Genomic DNA, 26,636 nt, shown 5'->3' with positions numbered 1-26,636 from the left:
GTCGGCACTGGGGTGTCGGTCGGCACTGGGGTGTCGGTCGGCACTGGTGATTCGGTCACTGGCGGCAATGTCGGATCTGGTGACTCAGTCACTGGCGGCAATGTTGGATCTGGTGGCGATGTCACTGGTGGCAATATCGGATCTGGTGGTGATGTCACTGGTGGCACCACTATTGGCAACAAGGGTAAAGGTAGCGGTAAGGCAATGCAACCAACCAGCGGCAATAAACCAGCAAGGCTCGCGAAGGCACCGAATGCCCCGCCGCCATTGCCCGTTTTACGGCCACAACAATCATCAGAGTTAATGTGAACTACACCGCCCTGAATAATAACCTTACTTTTACCAACAATTTTTACGATATCCCCACTGAGGATAAGCTCACCGCCCGCCCCAATAGCAATAGGGCCGCCGGCCGCCAGTGTCGCGGCACCGCCTACAGCAGTCTGATGGGCTCCCCCCACCGCAAGGCCATTAAATCCCCCTACATTGGTCATGTTAGCGCCGCCCACATTGGTGGCATTCGCCAAAACCACATTCAGTGAATGCGCTCCGCCAACCACAACACTACGCGCCAACCCCACCTGTAGCATAGAGGCAGCACCGATGGCTAACATGGATGTACCAAGAACATCTTGGTTATAATTGGCACCGACAACTTCACTTCTGTTGGCCCCTACATTCAAGACAGAATCGGCACCGATAATTTGCGTTTCATTATTTTTAGTCAAACGCGACATATCGCGCTCGGCCTGTTCCCAGTACTGCTCCAGCCCCGATTTATCTTCAAAACGAACGCCGTTATAGTTGGTTAACCCACCGCCAACGGTACGACTGACCATGCCACTTTGCGTCGCATTGGCAGGCAGATCCCAAGGGGGACGCGTCACGTTATTATAAAGGCTACCCATCACCATTGGCCGATCAGGATCGCCATTAATACAATCAACAATGACTTCCTGACCAATACGTGGAATATAGATCCCACCAAAGCTGTTCCCCGCCCAAGCCTGGCTCACACGCAGCCAGCAAGAATCTGACTCGCTGTTGGTGCCATAGCGATCCCAAACGAAACGCACTTTTACGCGGCCATATTCATCGGTCCAAATCTCTTCACCCGGTGGCCCAACAATAATGGCGTTTTGCGGTCCATTGGTTTTCGGTTTTGGTGTCGATTGTGGGTGACGATAGATTTTGGTCGTCGGTTGAACCATGAAAGAACTTTCGCAGCTAAACGCATCCTCACCGCCGGACAGTTGATCAACCTCAGCCACCATCAAACGGCTGGAGATAACCATATATTCCCGATTCGCTTTATCAACGGGGAACCCTTTCAGCTCGAAGTTAGCGCCACAAACTATCCCACGCAGTTGACCAGAACCGACCGCCCGCGAACCCAATGCACCACGTTCTTCAATACGCACTCTTGACAGGTGTTCACCAATATCTGGCTGGTCATAATCCCCAGGCCAGTGATAAATCTCAAGATCGTTAAAACTGGTTTTACGCGGTTTACTGTCCATTGCCAGAATATCGGCACGGGATTTCGTGAAGTCATAATCGTTGGTGACCCAGCGCCCACTCGTCAGGGTTTCCTGAGTCTGGAATTGTGTGATGTACTCTTCACCCGCTTTAGGCTCATCCGACAAGTACTCAATAGCATGGTAGGCAGCACTGAACGAACGTTTATGCGCACCAACATGATCCACAAGAATTAATTTTTGTTTATGATCCTGATGCTCAAAGAACCAGTAAATGCCCCACTCTTCCATCAAACGCTGAAGGAAATTAAAGTCGGTTTCACCGTACTGAACCTGAAAGTCTAATATCGGATAGGTTGTAGCCAGCCGCTTCTCAAACGGAAAATTATAGTCTGAGAACACTTCCTCTATAATATCAACGACGTTTTTATTTTGATAAATTTTAAAGTCAGAGGTTAAATTAGCCAGGTAGAACCAAGGCCTGATAATGATCTCAAATATGGCCTGATTAGCATCTCGGCCAATGTATCTGGCTCTTTCAACCAGACCCGTAATTTCACGCGTGCCTTTACCTACACTTCTCACATCACCCAGGCCGTTACCGTCCAGTTCCATTTCAATCGTCATCTCTTTACCAATTAAGGATTTGAGATCGACATTTGAAGCCGCTTGCCAAGGAATTAATGGGTTAGCCGGTGTCTTTGCCGTAATAGTATAAGAATATAAAGTCGAAAAGGCTTCCTCACCTTCCAACTTAGACAGTACCAGCGCAGGCTCACCCAATAGATAAGGCATAGCCGGGCTGCTCAAATTTATTGTCCTTGACATACTAATACCTAATGTCTAGTTAATATCGAAAAAGTGTGCATGACACTTTTAATTGTCTGTTCATAATTACAATCTTGTGAGATTCCATTATCTTTCCATACCCGCGTTGCCTCCAAAGCCATATAAATATCTTTCCCTGAACAACGCAGCCAAGTCAGTCCATGGCATCCATTGCATCGTTACAATTGACACTTCCTCTGTTACCGCGCTCCTGCAACTCGAATTATTTAGGGTATATAAGCCGCGATGTGGGCAAATACCTCCTGAGCGCGGTCAACGTTAACCTACGTACACTTACCAAATATCATTCATGTCATTGGCACTGGGGCATTTGAAATCTCTAAGCAGATCGCTAATGGTTTCACCACCATGCGTTAAACCCGAGACTTCAAGCTCGACACGATCTTTCCCCATGAGATAAGTCAGCGTCTGTTTGCCATTCGCTTCATCGCGGATCTCATCGGCCTGATCAGCCCACTTCAGGAGTGCCCAAGGTCCGCGAAAAAGAATATCAGGCATCGCGGATGCTTTCTGGCGCTGGGCCGTTAAGCTGACAATGGTGCCTTGACGTAAACCCGGCCATTTAAAGAAGGCGGGCGTTACGGGACCATGGGAATAACGCACAGTATTACCATCAAAATTCATAATAAGTTGGGTGATAGTGGGTGCTAAATAACGCACTGATACGGAAAAATCTAATGCCATTTTTTTACCGTCATTGGTATTAAATAGCACGTTTCTGATCATTGCCGCCTGTTCAAAGAACGCCAAACCTTCACTACTTACGCTGCCCTTGTAACGCCAAGGTATTGAGGACGTATCGACTTTACTTTCCAAGTTTTTCTTGAAATAACTGTCCACCGTACCGTCAGTCCCAAAGAAACGTTCAAAATCATTCAAACTAACAATTTGCTCGCTTTCAGCAAATGGGTAACGCCCTTGCAGCGTATTCCGGCAGATTTCCCCTACCCCCATATCAATCGCTTTGGAAGTGTGAGTAATAACTTTATTTTCAAATTTCTGGGATGAGCCGGTTAATAACGGCGCAATAATATTTCTAAACGGATCCGGCCACGTTTGTGATTCCACCGCAATACGTTCCCCATCATGGGATAACGGAGGAATATCGCCATATTCGAAAGCACTGTTATAAACAACAAAGCGAGTATATTGATCGTTTAATGTCCCGATTATTCGGCTCATCTGTGTTCCCTGAAGAACAGAAAGATTATTGCTCCCCGTGGCATCAGCACTCTGTTCCCCATTAACGAAGACTCTCAGAGATTCAAAACGATTATCAACCCACTCTTTAATCAGTTTATTTTCACGAAACGCGATCGTTTCTTGTAATTTTTTAGCCTGGCTGAGTAATTGCCCTTGCGTTCTGATGTCTATTTCATCAGTAATGGCTTTTTCTTTTTCAGCGAGCGTCGTTTCTTTTACCGCCTGCCTGGCCAAATTGAGTAACGGTGAATTCTCTGAAACCAACGTCCTTAACAAAGTAATATCCAGAGACAGCCCTTGAGCATACTCTGCACTGTCCGCATCGACAGAAATCAGACGAACACTGGAGAGAAAGCGTTTCCAATAAGCGGCATACTGTTGTAAATACATCACCAGAACATCTTGTCTTAACGTCAGGGGGTCAAGAGAAGATGACAGCGATTGCGCCATCACCCACCGGTCCTCTTCCTGAAGTAACATCAGCAAAGGTGTCAGTTTTTTTTTAACCACCTCATGGTAACCCGCGTAGGTATAAAGCCCTGGGATCCCTTCATGCAGTAGTTCATCATCTGATAGGGTGAATATCTGTGTCGCATGCTCACCCACCATTTTACGTAGCGTCATATTGGCAGGGGCATCTGCCAATAAGCGGGATTGAATACGCCCCCAAAGTCTGGCGGTCACCGTTTTTTCCGCCAGTATTGCCCGAGCCTGTTTAATCAGTTCGCTATCTGCCGGTTGCCCATACTGCCGCCAGTCTTTCAGAGTAAACAGCGTGTTCAAATGACCGACAAAAATACTCTTTTCTTCGTACGGCTCAATCTTTCCACTTTTCTGCCAATCTTGGGTAACGTGCTCAATCATATATTGACGATCAAACTTACCTTCTCCCGTCAGCATCAAATAAAGCTTCAGTGCGGCATAAACCTCTTCGCTATGACCCGAATTCATCGCTTTTCTTAATGCAACCTCGCTTTGATTCTCAACCATTGGGAAGAGATATTTTTGCAAGAAAAACTGATATAGCGTGTTCGCACCTTTTGAGATTGCGCTACCGGTATATAAGCCATAACGCCAGTCAAGCTCAGGGTTAGCCACATCCAGCGTACCGTATTCAGGTAACTGTTGTGTCGCGTTCAATAACGCAGGCAAGATCTGCGCATTGGACGTTTTGGCATAACTCATCACCGTGCTCTCTAACTGACCAAGCTTGGCACCGGTCGCCTGTAAATACCCCTCGTTATGCTGGAAGCTGACCAAGAATGCCCAAACCAGCCAAACCGCCAACCCAATACAAGCAGCGTGTCCCAATAGATTCTGAAAACGGTATTTGGATTGCACTTTCAGGTTATAGCTGACTAAGTCGGCGTCTTTGGTAATAACATCGCTAAATAACTGCTTGAGGAAATATTGTTTCCCATAAGCCACATCACTAATAAACCGATCTTCATTATCACTTTTTTGTGATAAATCGGCTGGCGATAACGGTTTTTTATGATTGATAACGTTACGCCACTTTTGAATCAGCGTGTTGTTATTTAACAGTTCAACATCCGCAGGCTGGCAACTACTGACAAAATAGATCCCTCTCAGGGTCGTGTGAAATTTTGTTTCGTCAAAGCGTGAGGCGAAGAAAACATTCTGTAAAACTTCCGTTACCCTCTGGGAGAGCATCCTGAAATCCTGAGGGAGTGCATACATGCCTTTTCTGTCCGCCACGGCATACTCTTCCTGCTGACGGACGTGCATATTATTGCTGATACGATCCTCAAGCAGTGCCAGCTCATGGCTGATACGTTGCTGAAGTGGCATATCTGATTGCTCTTTCGCCTCGTTATAAGGGAAAGTCACACCCCAAATTTGCTCGCGATCTTCTGCCGTTAAATTACGGAAATATTCATCAAAACCCGATAATTGATCCAGTTTTGTAATCGTGACATACACCGGGAAACGTACGCCCAAGACCGCACGTACCTCATCCAAACGCGTGCGTAGTGTCGCCGACACATTCAGTAAATCAGCTTTACTTTTACCCAAGATATCGGATGCCGAAATCGCGACAATAACGCCATTAATTGCCTTAACCGGACGATATTTTTTTAGGGCCTTTAATATCCCGCTCCACTCAGTTTGATTATCTTTGCTGTCATCAATGTATTTCCCTGAGGTATCTAAAAACAGGGCGTCATTAGAGAACAAACATTCACAATGCTGAGTTGGTGGATTTTCTTTGCCAATGCGATTCAACTGCTCAGGTAAAGGAAAGTCCTGTCCTGAAGAGAGGATCAGGGAGGTTTTCCCTGCACCTTTCATACCGACAACCATGAACCAAGGCAGTTCTGTACGCCAACGGCTGGAGATAAAGAAACGCCGCCATGCCGGAATACCACTGTGAATACGGCGCACATAGTTCATGCCATTGCGGATCATCGCATTAACTTCAGAAAGTTCAGCCTCCGCTTCAGGCTTGGCCGCTTTCTTGTGCTTAATGAAGTTATCCAGTAACGCTGGATTTTTCGCCAACGCTTTCACTAAGCACCAGGTGCCATAAATGAGTGTAATAAACGCAATGACAGCGATGATGACGCCACGACGGATCCCATCAGTCAGAGGATGATCATCACCAATTAATATGAATGGGCCAATCACCCATACCGCAGCACAGGCAACGACTGCGGCAATGACAAAGCGCGGTGCGCCGTACCAAAAACCTAAGATCAGCAGCAGTGCCAGCAGGATACAAATAATTCTGGCTTCGTAACTTTCGAGAGGCCGCGCCTCACCAAAGCCGAGGAAAGGCCCCAGAAACCATATCGCCGCAGCCAGCAATATAAAGCAGCCGACTAGCAATATGCGTTTCATGGCCCAGCCAGAAAACAATCGATTCAAATAAGACATTCGTTATCTCAATAATTAACAAAAATTTCTACGCGGCGGTTTTGCGAACGTCCTGTCGCATCGTCATTGCTGCTAACCGGTTGCGTTTCCCCCTTGCCCTCAAACCGAATGTTGTCGGTTGGAATACCTGCCTGTTCCATATAGCGTGCAACATTGGCCGCGCGTTTTTCGGAAAGTACCTGGTTATTAGGGAAGCCGGGTTTATTAATAGGCATAGAGTCTGTATGCCCGACAATGAGGATTGCCCCTTTAACGCGATGCACTTCCTGCGCGACGCGTTTAATCACGTCAATCATTTCAGGTCTGACGTTATCCGAGCCGACCATAAACATGGAGTCACCTTTAAAGATGACTTTACTGTTGTTGCTCGTTTCATCAACACTGACTAGCTGCTTCGCTATCTCGTCTTTTAATAAAATAGACAGTCGAAGTTTTGGTGCGGCGACTGGTGGCGTAACAACCACACGTTGCAATGCCCCCATTCTTTTTAGCAAGTCACTTTCCGGTACCGAAAGAAAGTATTTACATCCAATGAAGGTCGCGGCAATTAGAAAACCACACAACAGCATGGATACGCGCACCGGAACAAAAATGCCCCGCCGTTTTCTGTTTTGGTGTGCTATCAACCCATGTGGAGAAAGTGCCGGAGGGATCGTGTCTCGGGTACTTTGGAGCAGCGTCAGCAACCCTTGGCGTATTTTAGTTAATTGCCGGTCACCATCTTCGATAATGCTGTAGCGCCCCTCAAAACCAAGCCCTAAAATGCGCAGCAAAACCTCTAAACCATCTGCATATTCATGCGGACTCATAGAGAGACGGCCGACCAATAAGAAAAACTTATTCCCACCGTCATTATCGCCTTCAAAATGGTTCAACAGGTTGCTTTGTGACCAACCTGCCATCATTCCCCACGACATAGTGTGAGCAGCTTCATCCAACGCAGTACAAAGACAATAGCGGACGATAGCCATTTTTTTCCATGAGATATCCGCTTCATCACACACCACACTAAAGAGGGTAATCTCATTTTTAAGGCTTTGTTTTAATATATGAACCTGTGAAACATCCCCAATATGAGCAGGCATCTCGCTCAAGGCACGCAATAGTGGCTGCGACGCTTCCAATAATGGCGTTGAAGATGCGAGCACTTTAGCGACACGCTGCTGCACACTTTCACCCCGTAATAGGGTCGTGTCATATTGCTGTGCAGCACCAGAATGAGGGGCTTCTCTGGTGAAGGCCGCGTTATCCTGAGTGCTATCTGGGTATGTCATTGGTTCATCAAGCAAGAACCGGCCTAACGCCTGCGGACTCTCATCCACATTTCTGCTTTGATCAAAAGGAGGCATTGACCCTCCAAGGTTCAAATCACTGCTGTCACTCATGAATCTCTAATCCCCCAGAGCTCCATTTTCAATGCAGGGAAATCACCTGCCACGTGCAAGGCAATGGCGCCAGCATTGGAAACCTTGTCCCAGAAGGGGCCATTTTTTATCAATTCAAAATAAACGTACCCTGCGCTATACGGAATTTGTCTGGGCGGTACCGGCAAACGCTGTAATTCCAACCCTGGTAAATGCGATCGCACCAGTTCATGCAATTGCTGAGGTGCGCTGATTTTTGTTTGCACTGAAAATTGGTGCTGTAGCACATCCATCGGCAATTGCGCATGAACGGCAAGTACCAGATTTGAAAACGAGCGTAATTCATTAGGCAGTACAGATGCAGACCAAACGCCATTGCCTTTCGTCTCCAGCGGTATCATCTGCCCTGCACGCACCAAGATCTGATTCAGTAGCTCATGAACTTCGTCAACCAACGGACGAATCGACGCATAGAGTTTCGCATGATCATAGCCTGGTGCCGGACGAGGTCGGCGGGTTTTGGTCCGGATAAAGGTGGATAATTCACCCGAGAACTTAGCCAACTCCTGATAAAGCGTAATAGGCGGTAATTCAGGAATATGCCTTAAATGATCGAGAATCGGCTCATATTTATTAAAAATTTGCAGTAGCAAATAATCGACAATTTCTGCGCTGGCACTCGCTTTACCATCACTGTTTGACAGGCGATTGGCCAACATCTCCGCGCGCATTTTAACCAAGCCATTAAGATGGGTTAGCCACTCAGACAGTAATGAACTTGCGGCATAGCCCGTCACTGGAGGAATATAATCTTCAGTGTGTAGCAAGACGCTGCCATCAGGCTGAATTGCTCTGACTTTAGTTAATGGCAGACCAATCCATGATTCTGTCATCTCACCTTCTGATACTAATCTGAGGCGTAATCTTGACAGTTGCACCGGCTTCGGCCCTTGCCGAATAGCATTGGTATCGCTGAGCGCGGCTTCATAGGCGTAAAAACGTGCCAATGAGCTCATATCGTGCTCATCAAAAATTGTTTCATCACTGTTATCCAAGCGAAGTGGTACCGCCAGATAGATCAACTTACCCAGATGTTCTGAGGTGATGGTGAGCGGTTCAGGCAATTCAGCATGACCGGGAATATCAAATGGCGTGCCATCGGGTAACACGCCCTTCCCAGATCGCAATACCAATTTGCCATACGAGAGCGCTTCTCTGTCAATTTCATATTGCGCAAATCCCCAAAAGAATGGGGTTATCGTTGCGGCTCTTTTATGGGCGTAATATTCAAGATAGCGTTCTTGCTGTTGAAAAAGTTGTGGGCGAAGAAAAAGCCCCTCACTCCAAACGACTTTGTTAGTTCTCACGGCTTAATCCATTTCTTTAATTGATATTGACAGACGCTCAACGCGTACCTTCACGATCGGATCTTGTTGGTCTCGCCCTGGCCACATTTTTTTATACCAAGGGTCCACGCGTTTTTTGGGCAACGGATAAATAACCGCTTTCCACTCCGCCTGTTCAATTTCACGATAAGCAGCCACGATGCCTATAGCAGTAACGCCAGCATCAGGTGTCAGCTCTATTTTTTTGGTCTCATTTGGCAACATAATCCGGTCATACACGTTATCCATCTGCTCTTTTAGCGATGGCGTGTTTTCTTCAGTAATAGTGAAAAAATCACTCGACTGAAACTCATCCATGTTTTTTAGTGTGTAAAGCGCAATTCTTAGCGGGTTAGCCACCCCTTTATCATTAGGATTAATATCCGCTGCTGTAGCGATCTCGACGGTAAGTTTTTCAGCCTTTTCAGGTTGAGTTTTTGAACTACAGGCTATCGTCAATAAAGTGACCAGTACTAAAAATAAGTACTGTGTAGCCCGGTAAAACCCTCGGATACTTTTATTCATACTTAGCCTAATTAAAAAAACGTTAAGCTTTATCCACAATAATATTTTCAGCTACAGATTAACGGCATCATGACGGGGCTAATTGACACCCCTGCACGCTGACTCTTCTGTATGTCCTTTTACACGTATTGTGGATAAAGCCTGTAACACAAGTTAAGACGATGTATCTGTCGTATATGTCACTCAAACCACTTATTAAGAAAACCTGCCACCTCTAGGGTGGCAAGTTTGGTAGCTATATAGCCAGCTTAATTAGCTGTGCATGTTAGCTTTAACATCGTAGTTAGCAGAAATAACGCCAGATTTATGGCCTTCAGCATTCTGCATAACATAGTCCTGAGTCATCTTAGTGAATGAGAAACGAATTTCTTCACGTGGACGAGTTTCATCTTCCAAAGAACCAGCCATATCAACACGAGTAATGATGACATCGGTAAATTTAATTGTCAGATATTCCAGTGGATCGCCACCTGCTTTACGCAGCACGAACTGAACATTTTTAATGTGCTTACCCAGCAAGCAATAGCTCAACAAGTTCGGGCTAGCTTTATCGATATAATGTGCGAAGCAAAAATCTGAAACAGATGCTTTACCTGAACCGCCACCTGAACCGCTGTGCATATTCGAGTGTTGAGCAACATCCCAGTTCCAAGCTAATACCTGGATTTCGTTTTTGTGATTGGCATCCAAAGACTCACCTTCAATACCATCAATTTTGATAAACATATCTTGCGCCATAATATCCTCTCTAGCACTTTTATAAATGTCACTCAATGCAAAACATTGAGTGTAGGAAGACCCCATATAAAATACGGAGGCACATCCCTTTCCTTTGATACAAATAAGTATAAAAATAGTTTTTAGTTGACTATTGAAATACTTCACGAACAACCATTACTACATCATTCAATATTGAATACTGAATGAATAAAGGTCCCATGCAAGATACAGCATGAAAACGCATCCTTTTACTGCTGTATAACAAGACTTGAAACAGTTAAATATTGATGCTTACAACACATTGACAGAGAGTATTATCTCGTCATCAACGTACTGTTTTAATCTATTTAATTATGCTACGTCTTTCAGCGAAGGCAGTTTAGCAACCATACGCAGGGATACTGTCAAACCTTCTAACTGGAAATGAGGGCGTAAGAAGAATTTAGCCTGATAGTAACCAGGGTTACCTTCAACTTCTTCAACAATCACTTCGGCAGCGGCTAAAGGACGGCGCGCTTTAGTTTCCAGGGAAGAGTTAGCTGGGTCACCATCAACATAGTTCATCACCCAATCATTCAACCAACGTTGCATCTCATCACGCTCTTTGAAAGAGCCGATTTTGTCACGCACGATACACTTCAGATAATGTGCAAAACGTGAACAAGCAAACAGGTATGGCAGACGAGCGGAAAGGTTGGCGTTAGCCGTCGCATCCGAATCGTAATATTCTGCGGGTTTTTGCAGGGACTGCGCGCCAATGAATGCCGCGTAATCAGTATTCTTTCTGTGAACCAGTGGAATAAAGCCATTCTTGGCCAATTCCGCTTCACGACGGTCAGAAATAGCGATTTCTGTTGGGCATTTCATATCAATGCCGCCGTCATCCGTCGGGAAGGTATGGCATGGCAGGCCTTCAACAACACCACCACTTTCCACACCACGAATCAGCGTACACCAGCCATACTCTTTGAAAGAACGGTTGATGTTAACAGCCATCGCATAAGCCGCATTTGACCACACATATTTGCTGTGATCTGCGCCATCAGTCGTCTCTTCAAAATGGAAGGCATCTACTGGGTTGGTGTTGATCCCATAAGGCAGACGCGACAAGAAACGTGGCATCGCCAGGCCGATATAGCGAGAGTCTTCAGACTGACGCAGTGAGTTCCATGCGGCATACTCAAGATTCTGAGTGAAAATCTTCGTCAAATCACGTGGGTTTGACAGTTCTTGCCAAGATTCCATTTGCAGCACTGATGGTGCAGCACCCGTAATAAATGGCACGTGGGCAGAAGCGGCAACTTTGCCAATTGAAGCCAACAAGTCAACGTCAGGTGCAGTATGGTCAAAGTAATAGTCTGCTACCAGGCAACCGTAAGGTTCGCCACCCAGTTGGCCATATTCTTCTTCATAGATTTTTTTGAATAGTGGGCTTTGATCCCAGGCAACACCTTTATAACGCTTCATGTTACGGCGTAATTCATCTTTAGAGATGTCGAGGAAACGTAATCTCAACTTCTCATCAGTCTCCGTGTTATTGACTAAATAGTGCAGCCCACGCCATGCGCTTTCCAGAGACTGGAATTCTTGATGGTGCAAAATTAAGTTAATTTGATCTGATAGCTTGCGATCGATCTCTGCAATAATGGAAGCAATGCTTTTATAAGCATCGTCTGACACCGTGACCGAATTAGCCAGCGCTTGCTCAGCCAACGTTTTAACGGCACCTTCTACTGCTGCTATCGTCTGCTCAGACTTCGCTTTAAATTCTTTAGTCAGTAATGTATTAAAATCGCTATATTCCGTCGCGCTGGCGACTGTAGCTTGTTTAGTTTTTGCGTCTTGAGTGGACATAGTTTTTCTCTTCTTAATCAATCTTACTGTGAAGTATCAACAGTGGATTGTTTTGCTTTCGGTGCGGATGCCAGCGTTGTCAGTAATGATTTGTCTTTCAGCAATTTCATTACTAATTCCTCAGCACCCGCCTTACCATCCATATAAGTCTGCAAGTTGGCAAGTTGAGTTCGGGCATCTAATAATTGAGACAATGAATCAACTTTTTTCGCGATAGCGTCAGGAGAGAAATCATCCATACTCTCAAACGTAATATCGACCATTAACTGGCCTTCCCCAGTCAATGTATTCAGTACAGCGAATGCAACACGTGGTTTCATTGCTTTCATGCGCTCATCGAAATTATCAATATCGATGTCTAACAGTTTTCTATCAGCAACTGAAGGTAAAGGCTCAAGAGGTTTACCGGATAAATCTGCTAATACCCCCATAACGAAAGGTAATTCAACCTTTTTTTCACTACCGTATATTTCCACATCGTATTCAATCTGCACGCGTGGCGCTCGGTTTCGAGCGATAAACTTTTGAGAATTACTTTTGCTAACCATATATGCCTTAATTTCAAACAAATTGTAAAATCATCAGGAAATAAGCTCCCTGAACCGCCACGGAGAGATCATATGGAAATATAGAACTAAACGTTCTCCCCCCCTTATTTGTAAACCAATTCAATACCAGCAGTCGCTTTGACCTGCCCAGGGGTTACCGCATTCGTTCCTTTTGCATAATAACCCGCTAGAAAATAATGGGTGATGTCTTCACCTGTAGCAGGAATAACATATTCCTGAACACTATTTTCTTCACCAACGAACATTTGTTGCCCTGTAGCTTTACTTAATCTTACTTGTACATTTCTGCTGTAATCATCAGCTAGCTCATTTTGTAGATTGCCTGTCACCACATCTGGACTTCTGGATGAACCTGCCGCAATAAACCGCAAATCAACAGACCGATTGACTGGACACAGCTTCAATGCAATTTGAAACTCTTGGTTACCCGCTTCTGCACCATCAATATTTAATTTGCTCGTCGACAGCGTCGGTAAAGACACTGACTCGGCAGATGAAGCGCCATTAATACTGACTTCACAGGTATCCTCTACATACTCACCGCCAAATGAAACCTGAATATGACAATCCGCCGTTCCCGCACACGAACTGGCGGCCTGTGCGGGTTGTGACTGGGCAATAAAAACCGCAGTCAGCAAAAGAAGTAACGTGATAGGTTTTTGTGCAACCTTATTTTTTAGCGACGAAGACATATCACCTCCAACTGTATTATTTGCGCTGTCTTTGTAGCAGTATCGATTTTCGCATCAGGTTTAATGACACATTTATCTTTGCCGCCATTTAAGGTTGCAGTGAGTAGTTGCGATACAGGATCCCATCCACGAATAAATGCCATTCCACCTTGCCCAACAATACTTTGACTCACCCCATCCGCATCCAATAAATCAGTGCCGATAGGAAGAAACTCTTTATTTTCATCCCTGACAATAAGCATCATCGGATTACCTGTCATTGTTTTCATCTTGACTGGGATCATCGCGCCCATTCTGGGTACCACCACTTTATGGTTCTCCAGAATATCTACTGTTTCAGGCAAATCTTTATAATCAATTGCAATGGTATTTTCCCGATACGGTGTCAGCGATGGCACCAGCGCATACCCATTACTATCAATCTTCGCACCGCGGCCATTAAACACTTTAGCCCCTCTGGCCCCCTGAGCATTGATGATGGCAAAAGGCGCATCGCCAAGTCGTGGGCCAGCTATTACGCCGCCCTGATGAGCCACCAGGCTGCCACTTGCCGAAACAGAAAGCTGTCGCGATGCGTTATTATTGGCTGACGCTGTCATACCCAATTGACCTACCGATGAATGATACCCCATATTCCCTGTCACTGATTGCTCAGAAGATGCGTCATTACGGTTGCCATATGACGTACCTACGCCATAGGTCAACTCGTTCTGATCTCCCCGGCTACCACTTGTAGTAAGCTGTAACTGCGTATCACCTGCTTCACTGTGGCTAACCATGGTCGAGAGCGAACTAAACAGCGGCTTATTCTTCCCACTACCGCCAATAGGTATACTGACCGCGAGCATATAACTATTTTCATATTCCCGATCATTGTCGTCATTAGTGCTATTACTGGTGCGTATCGCGCTCACCGTATAAGAGAAAGAGCGCAGTGAATGGTTAAAACCCACCGAATATTGTTGTGATGCATCCTGATTGCCCCAGTAGCTATAAAGGCTGCTGTTCAGGTTAACTGACATGTTATCCGCTATGCGTTGGGAGACACTGAGTGACAACCGATTACGGGTACGAAAGTCAATTTCATCAATCCCATTACTATTCCCATAACGATCCAGACTGGCTTCCCTAAAACTGTAATACCCACCGGAAGAGTATCTATAGGCGGCCAATGTCAGGTTGGTATCGGTTTCTCCTACGTATTTGGAGTAATCAATTTTGTAGCTATTACCGCTGGAGCGACGATCACCCGCTAATTCACTTTTAGCATGTGTGATATCCATCGATACCCCTCCCAACGGGGTATTGAAAGCATTACCTATCGCGACCGAACGATAATTCTCAGCAACCTGCGCCCCACCATATAGGGTATAAGTATTTCCCAGGCCATAATGGTATGCCCCTTGGACAATAGCCGGATTATGGTTTATCGAACTGTCATTCAGTTGACCTGCCGACAAATCGAACCGGGACACCCCTTGGTAAAGCAACATCGGGGGAGCTGAAAACGGGATCCTTTGGATACGCGTTCGGCCATCAGACTCCGTGATCGTCATTTGTAAATCACCGCCGTACGACATAGTGCCGATATCGGTCAGTTCAAAGGCTCCCGGTGTGACCACCGTTTCATAAATAATTTGCCCGCGCTGCGTCACCGTCACTCTGGCATTTGTCTCAGCTATCCCTCTGACGATAGGAGAGTAATTACGTATTCCCTCCGGCAACATCCGGGTATCTGATGCCAATAGCACACCACGTAAGGCATAACTGTCGAATAAACTACCTTGGGTATTGGTATCCCCAATCGTTAATTGGCTTTTTAACGCGGTAATATCTGTTGCGGCATACCCATACAGATTCTGAGTGTGCATACCACTGCTATTCGACCAGGTAGTATTAAGACGCTTCCTGAACCGCCACTCACCAAGATTAATACCGGCTGATAGCCCAATATTACTGTTGTAGCTATTTGAGTTATCTGAACCTACATCGCTATTAGAGCGGCCATTAAAGATGCTATAAACATTACTGCTGTAATCCAGAAAACCAACCGTTCCACCCGCATCCCACAAACTGGAATCAATATACCCACGCGGATGATGCACCAAATTAAACTGCGGTACGGTGAGTGAAAGTTCAAGATCACCGGAGTTATAGTTAGCATGGCTGTCTTTAATCAATGTCTTTAAGTTGTAACACTGATCTTTTGGTGCTGCTTTTCCGTTTACTAATAAATCTGCATCGCCTGTTTCAATTTTCAGGCCAATAGAATCAAGCTGTTCCAGGGTAAAACAAGGCTCTGCGGTAGATTCCCCTTCGCTTAATTCAAAGCGGATACTGTGTTTACCGCGATTCTTGCCATTAATGATGACGGTGACATCGTATACTCCTGGCGCGACCGGGTTTTCATGCATAAATCGCATGACATCGACCCCACCACCGTGAATAAAGTCGGAGTTAAACTCAACAGGTATCATTGCTGCGCTCTCATTTACATCCTGAGACATTGGCACGGCAGAGATACTCTTAGTTACGAGTAGAACAGAACCTATAAAAATAACCGCAACACTTAATGAAGCTTTGTAGGGTAAATAATTTAGTCTGCCGATATTATTTTCTATGTAGCACGCTATATCTGTACGGTTCACTAGCAAAGCTCCCTTTTTTAATATCAGACGACTTATCACATCGCTTATAAAAGATGTTTACGTTTTCCTGTCCGAAACTAATGCGTTGACACCATAGAGTTATTTTATTATTTTCAGCAAGATATAATCATTTAGATTTCTTCACTAAAACACCTTGTCCTTGAGAGAAGGATAATTCCTCATCAATGGCTGCGCCATAATCATTTAGTATTTTATAATTCATCTTTGAAATACTTGTCGAACCCAATAACTTAAGTTTTGGGAAAAACATTTTTTCAGCAAACGGAGGGACCATATCCGTTATTACTTCAACACTTTTAGCGCCGACAGTAATGCTCCCGCTGTCAAAGGAAATATAATAAGGTGTAGGGTTCACCACTTTCACACCGCGCCCTTTTTGATTATCGTCAACCAGCGTCCATTTCAACTGAGCGCTTTGTGCGGCACTATTACTCTCTAATGAGGTAGGACGATAAAAAATTTTAATTCGGGTACGAAAAGCCAATTCTAGCTTATTTTGGGTATTACCCTCTTTTTTTACTGCCGGAATTTCCAACATATTAAACCAAAATACCGACTCTTTATTCTGTGGTAATGCCATGCCGTTATAAATCATTCGCACGGTCTGGCCTTTACCGGGCTCGACGCGAAAAACAGGAGGGGTGACCATAAAAGGAAGCTTCATGCTATTGATATTAGCATTCGTTTTTCCGTCATCGACCCAAACCTGGACTAAAGCCGGCTGTACGCCTTTATTATTGGTGCGTATGCTCACTTCTTTTTCGGCTGCCGAAAATATCACACGTGTGCCACTGATCGTCATAGCTGCAAACGCTGGGATGCTGCTTATCGTCAGCGACAACACTAAAATAATTATTTTTGAAAACATTACGCTACCAAATAACAATGCTTTAAATCAGCAGACTTATCTCTATAACAGACTTGCTACCGCAGCATTTTATCAGCCTCGGCAGCAAGCTGTTATGCTTTACTGCTACAGTGGTCCACATAAAGTGAACCACCGCATATCACCCTAATCGGTGATTAGTTATAAGCTAAAACGTATTCAACTTTAGCATTCACTTCACCTGGGGTAGTTGCATCTGTTGCATAATAACCACCAGCATAGGTCAGATTAGCTGTACCTGGTGTAGCACCTACTTTGACGATGTTGACCATGTTACCCGTTGAACCTACACGGATCTGGCTGCTGTCATCAACGTTGTACAAACGCACTTCAACATTACCCGCAGCATCAGTTGGTGCTTTGTTCACCAAGTTACCGGTTGCCGGATTAACACCAGAGCTATCAATCGCATTAAAATGGGCACCGACTTGAGTCAGTGTTGCCGGGCAATCCAGAACTTTGATTTCAAAGTCCTTAGAACCATCTTGAGCTTCAGCTACATCCAAAGACTGGATAGAAAGAGTAGGCAGTGTTACCGTGATATTCTCGCTTGCGGTATCAACCTGACAAGTATCAGCAATCAATTTACCGTTGAACGTAACAGTACCGCCAGCAGCAGCATAAGAAGTTGAAGAGATAACAGACAGAGCTACGGCACATACAGCAAGATTTAATTTACGCATTGCGTTCATCCTTTAATTTAAAAATCCAGATTTATTAAACATATAGTTAATATTCGCTCATGCCAATATTAGCTATTTTTTATTGCCTTTCTTTTTTCAAGAAACAGCAAATTCCTTTTCATCCTTTAGCATATCCATCTGCAATAAGTATTACTGAGATAAAAGTCTATAGGATCGACACCCGTTTAAACGTGATATCTTTATTTTCCATCATTGTAAAGCGATCACGAATCCATTTTCATTTTTATGAACGAAAATAATTTGTTCAGGCTTCACATCACTATCACCTAAAATATACTTACCTATTTTTGGCGTAATATTTTGTTCAATGTAACGGATCAGCATACGTGCCCCGGTCTCTGAGACCGCACAGCGGCTAACAACATCGTCAACCACTTCATCACTGTATTTCAGTGTCAATTGATGCTGCGAGTATAAACGAGCGCCAATCCGATCTAGATGCAACCGTACAATATGCTGCAATGCATCTTGCTGTAACGGAAGATAAGGAATAACCGTGACTCGCCCTAAAAATGCTGCCGGGAAAACTTTCAGCAATTCAGGTTGCAACGCAGTTAATATTCCATCCTGATCCGGTGCAGTATCTGGATCAGCTAACAAGTTACTCAGTAACTCGCTGCCCACATTACTGGTTAACAGCAAAATAGTGTTTTTGAAATCGATAAAGCGCCCTTCGCCATCTTCCATTTGGCCTTTATCAAACACTTGGAAGAATAATTCATGTACATCAGAGTGCGCTTTTTCGATTTCATCTAATAACACAACACTATATGGCTTACGGCGCACGGCTTCCGTTAATACACCGCCTTCACCGTATCCAACATATCCCGGTGGAGAACCTTTTAAAGAAGAAACGGTATGCGATTCCTGATATTCGCTCATATTGATAGTGATCATATTCTGTTCACCACCATACATGCTCTCGGCGATCGCTAAGGCTGTCTCTGTTTTACCCACACCTGAAGGCCCCACTAACATAAAGACCCCCAATGGTTTCCTTGGGTCTGACAGACCGGCGCGTGCTGTCATAATATTTTCACCCAGTTGCATCAATGCATGGGGCTGACCAATAACACGTGCTTCAAGGCGCTGTGGCAACTCCATTACCGCCCGAATATCGTCTTTGAGCATTTGCCCAACCGGGATGCCGGTCCAATCTGCAACGATACTGGCAATCACTTCAGCGTTGACTTCTGTCTGCACTAACGGCAGTGAAGTGCGAACCTGAGAAAGCTGCGCTTCCAACTGAACTAATTGCGCTTGATAAGCCCGACGTTTTTCCTCATCAGGCTCTGGCTGAGAAACCAAGTCATACAGTGCGGTTCTTATGGTCGTAATCGCTGATACCAATTCGCGTTCTGCCTGCCAACGCTGATCAAGCTTATCCGCAGCCTCGCCATGTTCCGCAATGGATGTTTTCAACTGCTCAGTCCGCGCATCCTGCGCTTTACCAAAGTGCCGCGCTTTCTCCAAGGAAACCAGCTCAGTTTGCGCCGTCTCACTTTGGAAGGTTAAGTGCTGCAGCTCTATTGGTTGTGAAAACTGCGCGACAGCGATCCGTGCACAAGCCGTATCAAGCAGACTTATCGCTTTATCCGGCAACTGACGCGCAGGAATATAACGATGAGACAACCGTACTGCAGCCTGTAAGGCTTCGTCCATAATCCACACGCCGTGGTGCTTTTCTAGCGCAGGTATCAGGCCCCGTAACATGGAGATCGCCGTGTTCTCATCGGGCTCATCAACTTGAAGTACTTGGAAACGACGGGTGAGTGCCGGATCCTTCTCAATGTGACGCTTGAACTCGCTCCACGTTGTCGCACCAATGGTACGTAACTGGCCACGAGCCAATGCTGGTTTCAATAAGTTCGCCGCATCACCGGTCCCTGCATTGCCACCTGCGCCAATAAGTGTGTGTACTTCATCGATAAACAAGATAACGGGCTTTTCTGCCGCGATTGCTTCATCCAATACACTCTTCAGACGCGCTTCAAATTCACCTTTCATGCTGGCACCCGCTGAGAGCGCCACAATATCCAATGACAACAGGCTCACCTGGCTTAATGCTGGCGGCATTGAGCCAGCCGCAATGGCCAATGCCAGCCCTTCAACAATGGCGGTTTTACCCACCCCTGCGTCACCGGTCAGTAATGGGTTGTTCTGCCGACGACGCAACAGAATATCAACCATTGTGTTGATTTCGTGATTACGTCCCAATACCGGATCTATCTTGCCTTCACGTGCTAATGCCGTGAGGTCTGTGGTGTATTGAGCCAGTGTGCCACCACTTTTTGCCGCACCGATGGCATTACTGGCTTCGCCAGGTAAAGCCCCATCGTACAACGGGCTGCCATCACTGGCGGCTTCATTCGCTTCTGGCGATGCCTGCGTAATGAAGTTCAAATCTTTGCTTAGATGCTCTAATGGAATTTTTTCCATGCTTGGCGCAATCGCAAAAAAAACTCTCCGCAGTTCCATTGTTGTTAATAGCGCAAGCAGCAGGTGTCCACTCCGGATACGGGTGTCTAAACACTCCAGGCTGGCATAGATCCAAGCCCGTTCCGTTGCCAACTCAATATGATACGAAAAGTCTGAAATGCTAGTTGCCCCGACAGGTAACTTCGCAAGTGCCTGAGCCAGTTCGCGCTCAAAGGCATCCACATCCACCGCAAAATACCGAATAATCTGCTTAAGGTCGTTATCTTCCTGATGCCAAAGCTGATTCAGCCAGTGAACTAACTCTACATAAGGATTGCCGCGTAATTTACAAATTGTTGTTGCGCTTTCAATACCTTTGAAAAGAGTGGCGTCCAGCTTGCCGAAGAGATGTTTCCTTGTAATAGCCACGTTTTTTATCCTGGTCTTTTTAACGGTGTTCATGTGTTGTTTAAATTGTTCATGAAATAATATTTGATACGCCATGAACTATTTCTGTGGACAAGATTAATCGAAAAAATAAAAATGAAAAGAACATTCACTCAATTTCAATCAATTTAAGAATTTTGCTCGACTTAATGTCATATAATTAATTATCTGTTAGGAATTTTCTTCAAACCACCTTCTCACATTCCTAAATAATAGGCATTTTTTTGAATTAATACCCGTAAATAATTAACCATTAGGAATTTTCTTCAAACTTTTTTCCCCTATTCTTAATAATAGGAATTTCGCCCGTATCAAAGTCCTAAATTAACAACAAAAACAGAAGGTAACTCATTGATTAAAATAACCAATATTTATGTAAAAACGCTATATCTATAATGGTAATTTCAAATTCTATTGAGTCTATGTCTCTAGCATGCCATAATTTACGCCATTGAATAAAGCTTTAAAGAAGTATTATTTAAACATCTTCTCCAACAGCGTTTTGCACATTGAATGAAAAATATTTTCAGTGATAGACGCACATCAGAAGAATATTAACGTTTTTATTTTTCATATTTGCACTAAAGGTATTTAGTCACGCAAAAATATTAACCTATTAAATAGTTAATAAATACAAGCGACTGACAAATGTTCAACTGCAAATAGTGATCATCCGGGAAACCAACGCCTATTTTCCTGAAGTTGACATAGAAACACATTCGACAGTAGGGCGAAAGAAAGCTGACATAATAACCGGGGCAGTAAGTGGATCACAAATTTCTTGACTATTACAATAAAGAACTCACTTTTATGCGCGAAATGGCGCAAGAGTTTGCTGAAAAACATCCCAAAATAGCAGGCCGCCTGGGCATGCATGGGATTGAAGTCGCCGATCCTTACGTTGAGCGGCTGATAGAGTCCTTCTGTTTTTTATCTGCCAGAACGCAGATTAAGTTGGATGCTGAGTTTCCTAAATTTACTCAGCGTCTTTTGGACATTGTCTATCCCAATTACAATTCGCCAACCCCCTCAATGGGTGTGATCCAACTTAAGCCAAATCTGAAGGAAGGGGATTTGACTCAAGGATATTGTGTTCCCAGGGGCAGCTCGTTCTTCACCCATATCGCACCTGGCGAGACAACCCGCTGCGAGTTCCGTAGTGGTCAGGATGTGGAATTGTGGCCACTGGAAATAGCAGAAGCACGTCTCAGCTCTGTTCCCCCGGATATGCCTAATCTGGAAAAGCACCGCATTGCCTATCATCGGCTTAAAGGCGCCTTACGCATTAAATTAAAATTGGTGGGCGATCTGACTTTCTCACAATTAGAAGGCCTTGATCGGCTGCCTATTTATATTGATGGTGATGAAAGGATCGTTTCTCATATCTTCGAGCTGCTCCACGCCAGCCATGTTGCCACCATCATACGGGCAGGTCACGGAGAGACAGCCAAAGACACCGTGATCAGTGATCAGCCACTGTCTTTTGAAGGGCTGAGTCCCGACCAAAGCCTGCTACCGCTATCATGGAATATCTTTCACGGACATAATTTGGTGCAGGAATACTTTACCTGCCGCCAGCGTTTCTACTTTTTTACGCTGACACAGCTGTCGCAAAGCTTGCGCGATAATCATACCGGTGAAGCGGAGATCATCATCCTACTGGACAGATTACCGCAGGAGTTGGTGAGCCATGTTGCGCCATCTCGCTTCCTGTTAGCCTGCACGCCAGTAATTAATCTCTTTCCCAAACGCATGGATAAGATCGAAATCAACCGTGCGCTGAACGATTTTCACGTGGTACCAGACCGCAGCCGTCCACTGGATTATGAGGTTTTCGCCATTAATAAAGTGTTTGGTCAGCAGGCGGAAACCAGCAAAGAGGTGGTATTTAACCCACTTTATCAAACCCGTCACTGTGATAATGGCAACTTTGGGCGTTATTTCTCCATCACCCGCAAGGCCAGAACGGGCGATAACAACAAAAGGAAGTATGACACCCGCACGCCTTACGCCAGTACCGAGGTCTTTGTCTCGTTGGTCGATCAACAAGAAGCACCTTATGGCGATAGCCTACGTTACCTCTCTATTGAAGCTCAGGTGACTAATCGGGATCTTCCGCGCCTGATTTCCGCCAGTGGTAATTTTGAATTGACCATGTCGGATTCAGCGCCCGTTCACGGTGCCCGGTTCGTGTTCCAACCAAGTGCCCCGCGCGCGCCCTTTGCCATGGACGAGTCCGCCTGGCGTTTGATTCGCCAATTAAGCTTCAACTATCTGCCACTGTCAGACATGTCCCACTCTAATGGGGGGGAGTCACTGCGCAATATGCTACGTCTGTTTGTTAACGCTTCAGACCATGAATCGAATACACAAATTGACGCGCTTGTTGGCTGTAAAAGTGAGCCAGTGATCCGCCGGTTACCCGGCAATGGCCTACTGGTTTATGGCCGCGGCATCTGCTGCACCTTAACCGTGGATGAAGAAGGGTTCTCCGGCATCAGCCCTTATCTATTTGGCATGATCATGGAAAATTATGTGGCCCGCCATGCTGCAATAAATGTGTTTACCGAGACTGAGCTAAACTCCATGCAAAGAGGACGTGTCGGTCACTGGAAAGCCCGCCCTGGCAGACGAGGAGTCCTGTAATGTTACCCGATGGATCCGTTCACCAGGAAAAACATGCCAATATGGACGCCTGGTATCAGGAGTCTCAGCCATGGAACGCAGGTTTTATCAGCATGATGCGGGCGAATGCCGCCCGCAACCCTAGCCTGCCTGCGCCAGGCAAAGCACCCTTACCTGAACAAGAAGCCTTCCGCATCGGGCAAAGTGCACACATGACGTTCTCCCCGCGTGAGATATCTCATGCGGTCATGAAAGACGGGAAAATGGACCTGCAACTTTTTGGCTTAGGGATATGGGGGCCGAATGGTGCAATGCCGCTTCAGATGACCGAACTGGCCTATACCCGTGCCGAATTGCATGACCATACGATGACGGACTTCGTCGACCTTTTCCATCACCGCGCATTATCACAGTTCTATCGGGCGTGGTTTGTCTCTCAGGATACCGCCTCGCTCGACCGACAGAGTGATGAAAAATTCTCCTTCTATGTCGGTAGTCTGGCCGGGCTGGATCCTCAAGAGCTTAATGACACCGAACTCCCGGTTCATGCCCGGCTAGCCTCCTCTGCCCATTTAATTCGTGAAGCGCGCAACCCCGAAGGGCTTGTGGGCGCATTACAGTACTACTTTGAAGTCCCCGTAAGGATGGTGGAGTACGCCGAGCAGTGGATTTTCCTGGAAGAAAGTGACCAGACACAGTTGGGAGATGGTGCTGGCGCGATGCTATTGGGCGACGGTGCTATTTTGGGCAATACCGTTTTGGATCGGCAACATAAATTTCAACTGGTCCTCGGCCCTCTCAGCCTACAACAGTACCTGCGCTTTAGCCTCTGGGGACAAGATTTACCGGTATTGCGAGAGTGGGTACGTAACTTTGTCGGATTCGAATACGCCTGGGAAGTCCAGTTGTTGTTAAGCGCCGATGAGGTTCCCATGGCAACACTCGATGGTGGACATCAATTGGGATACACCTCTTGGTTAGCCCGCAGTGATACCACCCTTGATGTCGGTGGGATGAGTTTTGAGCCTGAAATGCATCACGATTAATTAATGCATCGCTCTTAATTAATGATCTTCATGGCCAAAGTGCTGGCAACAGAAAAAACAGACAACGACGTCCACCCATGGCGTTAAAAGGAACAAACATGAGTGAACAGAGTATCGCTGAACGTGCCGGTTATTATCAAAGCATGATGCAGCCCATTCCAGGTGACCATCCTTGTGGCAAAAATCTGGAATATGACCCGGCATTTATTATGCTACAAACAAAATTGCAACCTAAGCAGGCCGCTGAATATGGCAATTTTATTGAGGTCGCTGAACCCAATAACTGGACAGATATCGAGCGTAAATGCCTTGAACTCCTGAATAACTCTCGGGATATTCGGCTGTTTATTATTCTGATGCGCTGCCGGATGCGTCAGGTCGGTGTGGGCGCGTTGCAAGAAGGGCTGGAAGCCATACTTTGGTGCCTCGACACCTGGCCTGATCAGCTACATCCTCAGTTGTTTGATGAAGGGGAATTTGAACCTTTAATGCGCGGTAATGCTTTTGCTGAGCTGGAAGACATTGATGGTTTTATCGCCGACTTTCGCAATCAGCAGTTACCCAAAGCCGCTGGCGTGCAACTTTCCATCAAAGAGTTTGAAAAAGCACACTCCGTTCCTCGAGAAGAAGGGGCATTGGACGAAGGGACACTGGAAGCAGTTAAGCAAGAATGGCAGAACCGATCAGACCACACCATTCTCTCACTCCAGAACGCTTATGCATTGTTGCAAGGGTTAACCACGCGCCTCAATAATTCCCTCGGTGAAGACACTCCTGATTTTGTCAGAATGACCTCAGTGTTACGCCACTTTGATGCGGCAATAACCCCGATAGCGCCTATCGTGGTGCCAGTCGCTCTTGAGATCCCAGAGGTTATCGTGCCCTCTCCGGTAGCCACAGAGATGCAGACGATCACAGAGACACCGGTGATCACAGAGGTACAGGCAGTTGCAGAGACACAAACGGTCATGCCGATTGAGGTTCCGCAACAGCTTCAAGCGGTGATAGCCCCATCCCCGCAGTTGCAATCGGTACAGATGCAGCCGCAACCAGTGCCCATTCAACAGCAAGGGATCCAAAACCGGGCTGATGCGTTATCCCGGCTTATAGAAGTACGTGAATGGTTTACCGCCTCGGAACCAAGTAGCCCGGTAATTGCTCTACTGGCTTTTTCAGAAAAAACTATCGGCAAGAGCTTCGGCGAACTGCTGCAGTTCATTCCTCAGGAACTGATTTCGAAACTCAATGAAGGACAGGAGTAATTTGCCATGACAAGGAAGCTTTTTATATTGGTATTCGGTGCGGCCATAAGTGGACAAGTAAACGCCAATTGTACACTCCATTTGGTGGAAAATTCAGAAAGCCACGCTGGCGTGATGCCACTGACATTCCCGATTAGCTCTTTTACTTTCACTATTGATGCCGATGCACCGAATGACTCTACACTGCCTATCCTAGAAAAAGTGGCACAACCACAAGGCTTGGCAGTGATTTATCACTGCACCTCGGTCGATCTTTACGGCAAGAATGTAGGGCCGATATTAGGCCAGGATTTAGGTAATGGGCTTTTTGCAACGAATATTGATGGTATTGCCATCAAACCTGCATGGAATAACGGCGCAGCCTATGGTTATTTCAACTCATCGGGCATCATGCCTGCCTTTGATCGTGAGGGCGTTCCGACCGAAGAAGGCTTTTGGACGTATCCTGAAACTTCACACTTCAGATTCGAACTATATAAAATTAAAGATACGTTGAATTTAACTGACACCAATGGCGAACTTGTTCTGCCGGGTGGCACAATAGCCTATACCTGGGCAATGAATAATAGTTTGGCAAACTACGCACAAAGACTGGAAATCGGTGAAATAAAAGTCATCAGCACCCCGAGCTGTACCTTTGACGGCCCTCAGAAGGTTAACTTTGGCATTGTCACGTCAAGCAACTTGAGTAATGGGGGTATCGAGCGCGATCTCGATTTTAATATCACCTGTAAAACGGATTATGGCCACTACTCAGCAACGGCGGCCATTTCCACGCAAACGCCATCTGCCGATAATAATTACATCAAGGTAAAAGACAGCCAAAACCAAGAAGACCGGTTGCTTATCAAAATCAGCGATACCAACGGCCAACAGATGAAAGTGAATGGCAGCACGACAGAACAACAAGTCAATATTGCCAGCGGTGTACCTGCCGAGTTCAAGTGGAAAGCAAAACTGGAAGCCGCTCCGGCAGCGAATAAACCGGCTATTGGTGATTTTTCCGCAATGGCAGAAATTATTCTGCAAATAAAATAACCCC

Annotated in this window: 17 protein-coding genes; 4 read left to right on the top strand and 13 right to left on the bottom strand. The window is 45.8% G+C overall.

Features of this window, described 5'->3' with window-relative positions; translation table 11 throughout:
* The 13 genes from tssI to tssH form a co-directional block, all read right to left on the bottom strand.
* Nucleotides 1-2,306 (bottom strand): type VI secretion system Vgr family protein (gene tssI, locus AC971_RS12340; RefSeq protein ID WP_050103586.1); only part of this gene is annotated, 2,306 nt, incomplete at its 3' end.
* Nucleotides 2,307-2,600: 294 nt separating this feature from the next.
* Nucleotides 2,601-6,428 carry a type VI secretion system membrane subunit TssM gene (gene tssM / locus AC971_RS12335; RefSeq protein ID WP_025384377.1) on the bottom strand — a complete coding sequence of 1,276 codons (3,828 nt, stop codon included), beginning with the start codon at nt 6,426-6,428 and terminating at the stop codon, nt 2,601-2,603.
* An 8-nt stretch (nt 6,429-6,436) separates the two neighbouring features.
* Complete coding sequence (gene tssL, locus AC971_RS12330; protein WP_025384378.1) at nt 6,437-7,813, bottom strand: type VI secretion system protein TssL, long form; 1,377 nt, start codon at nt 7,811-7,813, stop codon at nt 6,437-6,439.
* Nucleotides 7,810-9,159, bottom strand: a complete 1,350-nt coding sequence (gene tssK / locus AC971_RS12325; RefSeq protein WP_025384379.1) for a type VI secretion system baseplate subunit TssK — start codon at nt 9,157-9,159, stop codon at nt 7,810-7,812. Before tssK ends, tssL begins: the two co-directional genes overlap by 4 nt.
* 3 nt (nt 9,160-9,162) lie before the next feature.
* Nucleotides 9,163-9,702, bottom strand: coding sequence for a type VI secretion system lipoprotein TssJ (gene tssJ, locus AC971_RS12320; protein ID WP_025384380.1), 540 nt, complete (start codon nt 9,700-9,702; stop codon nt 9,163-9,165).
* A 252-nt stretch (nt 9,703-9,954) separates the two neighbouring features.
* On the bottom strand, nt 9,955-10,440 hold the full coding sequence (locus AC971_RS12315) for an Hcp family type VI secretion system effector (protein WP_002211573.1): 486 nt from the start codon (nt 10,438-10,440) through the stop codon (nt 9,955-9,957).
* A 333-nt stretch (nt 10,441-10,773) separates the two neighbouring features.
* The gene (gene tssC, locus AC971_RS12310) at nt 10,774-12,276 is read right to left on the bottom strand and encodes a type VI secretion system contractile sheath large subunit (protein WP_002211574.1); all 1,503 of its coding nucleotides are present in this window, start codon (nt 12,274-12,276) and stop codon (nt 10,774-10,776) included.
* 23 nt (nt 12,277-12,299) lie between these two features.
* Entirely contained in the window at nt 12,300-12,824 is a 525-nt protein-coding gene (gene tssB / locus AC971_RS12305) for a type VI secretion system contractile sheath small subunit (RefSeq protein ID WP_025384381.1), read from the bottom strand.
* A gap of 104 nt (nt 12,825-12,928) precedes the next feature.
* Nucleotides 12,929-13,537 (bottom strand): fimbrial protein, encoded by a 609-nt coding sequence (locus AC971_RS12300; RefSeq protein WP_025384382.1) that lies wholly within the window; start codon nt 13,535-13,537, stop codon nt 12,929-12,931.
* Nucleotides 13,522-16,185, bottom strand: coding sequence for a fimbria/pilus outer membrane usher protein (locus AC971_RS23085; RefSeq protein ID WP_071825530.1), 2,664 nt, complete (start codon nt 16,183-16,185; stop codon nt 13,522-13,524). The genes AC971_RS12300 and AC971_RS23085 overlap by 16 nt, the downstream gene beginning before the upstream one ends.
* 127 nt (nt 16,186-16,312) lie before the next feature.
* A complete protein-coding gene (locus AC971_RS12285; RefSeq protein WP_038402308.1) occupies nt 16,313-17,074 on the bottom strand; it encodes a fimbria/pilus periplasmic chaperone in 762 nt (253 codons plus the stop codon).
* A 155-nt stretch (nt 17,075-17,229) separates the two neighbouring features.
* Complete coding sequence (locus tag AC971_RS12280) at nt 17,230-17,775, bottom strand: fimbrial protein (protein ID WP_025384385.1); 546 nt, start codon at nt 17,773-17,775, stop codon at nt 17,230-17,232.
* Nucleotides 17,776-17,985: 210 nt separating this feature from the next.
* Nucleotides 17,986-20,643, bottom strand: coding sequence for a type VI secretion system ATPase TssH (tssH, locus tag AC971_RS12275; protein WP_038402754.1), 2,658 nt, complete (start codon nt 20,641-20,643; stop codon nt 17,986-17,988).
* Nucleotides 20,644-21,426: 783 nt separating this feature from the next.
* Here tssH and tssF point away from each other — a divergent pair.
* The 4 genes from tssF (at nt 21,427) to AC971_RS12255 (ending at nt 26,632) form a co-directional block, all read left to right on the top strand.
* A complete protein-coding gene (gene tssF / locus AC971_RS12270; protein ID WP_025384387.1) occupies nt 21,427-23,307 on the top strand; it encodes a type VI secretion system baseplate subunit TssF in 1,881 nt (626 codons plus the stop codon).
* Complete coding sequence (gene tssG / locus AC971_RS12265; RefSeq protein ID WP_025384388.1) at nt 23,307-24,332, top strand: type VI secretion system baseplate subunit TssG; 1,026 nt, start codon at nt 23,307-23,309, stop codon at nt 24,330-24,332. Before tssF ends, tssG begins: the two co-directional genes overlap by 1 nt.
* A 98-nt stretch (nt 24,333-24,430) precedes the next feature.
* Nucleotides 24,431-25,594 carry a type VI secretion system protein TssA gene (locus AC971_RS12260; RefSeq protein WP_025384389.1) on the top strand — a complete coding sequence of 388 codons (1,164 nt, stop codon included), beginning with the start codon at nt 24,431-24,433 and terminating at the stop codon, nt 25,592-25,594.
* Between the two features lie 6 nt (nt 25,595-25,600).
* Nucleotides 25,601-26,632, top strand: coding sequence for a fimbrial protein (locus AC971_RS12255; RefSeq protein ID WP_025384390.1), 1,032 nt, complete (start codon nt 25,601-25,603; stop codon nt 26,630-26,632).
* Nucleotides 26,633-26,636: the final 4 nt, after the last annotated feature.

The organism is Yersinia similis, from assembly GCF_001053095.1.
Classification (GTDB): domain Bacteria; phylum Pseudomonadota; class Gammaproteobacteria; order Enterobacterales; family Enterobacteriaceae; genus Yersinia; species Yersinia similis.
Note: the sequence above shows the minus strand (reverse complement) of the source record. Positions and strands in the feature narration are given on the sequence as shown.

Excerpts from the sequence above, each read along its gene's own strand:
- AC971_RS12260 (WP_025384389.1), top strand. The coding sequence starts at position 24,431 with ATGAGTGAACAGAGTATCGCTGAACGTGCCGGTTATTATCAAAGCATG.
- AC971_RS12280 (WP_025384385.1), bottom strand. The coding sequence starts at position 17,775 with ATGCGTAAATTAAATCTTGCTGTATGTGCCGTAGCTCTGTCTGTTATC.
- AC971_RS12255 (WP_025384390.1), top strand. The coding sequence starts at position 25,601 with ATGACAAGGAAGCTTTTTATATTGGTATTCGGTGCGGCCATAAGTGGA.
- tssM (WP_025384377.1), bottom strand. The coding sequence starts at position 6,428 with ATGTCTTATTTGAATCGATTGTTTTCTGGCTGGGCCATGAAACGCATA.
- AC971_RS12300 (WP_025384382.1), bottom strand. The coding sequence starts at position 13,537 with ATGTCTTCGTCGCTAAAAAATAAGGTTGCACAAAAACCTATCACGTTA.
- AC971_RS12315 (WP_002211573.1), bottom strand. The coding sequence starts at position 10,440 with ATGGCGCAAGATATGTTTATCAAAATTGATGGTATTGAAGGTGAGTCT.
- tssB (WP_025384381.1), bottom strand. The coding sequence starts at position 12,824 with ATGGTTAGCAAAAGTAATTCTCAAAAGTTTATCGCTCGAAACCGAGCG.
- tssC (WP_002211574.1), bottom strand. The coding sequence starts at position 12,276 with ATGTCCACTCAAGACGCAAAAACTAAACAAGCTACAGTCGCCAGCGCG.
- AC971_RS12285 (WP_038402308.1), bottom strand. The coding sequence starts at position 17,074 with ATGTTTTCAAAAATAATTATTTTAGTGTTGTCGCTGACGATAAGCAGC.
- tssL (WP_025384378.1), bottom strand. The coding sequence starts at position 7,813 with ATGAGTGACAGCAGTGATTTGAACCTTGGAGGGTCAATGCCTCCTTTT.
- tssG (WP_025384388.1), top strand. The coding sequence starts at position 23,307 with ATGTTACCCGATGGATCCGTTCACCAGGAAAAACATGCCAATATGGAC.
- tssJ (WP_025384380.1), bottom strand. The coding sequence starts at position 9,702 with ATGAATAAAAGTATCCGAGGGTTTTACCGGGCTACACAGTACTTATTT.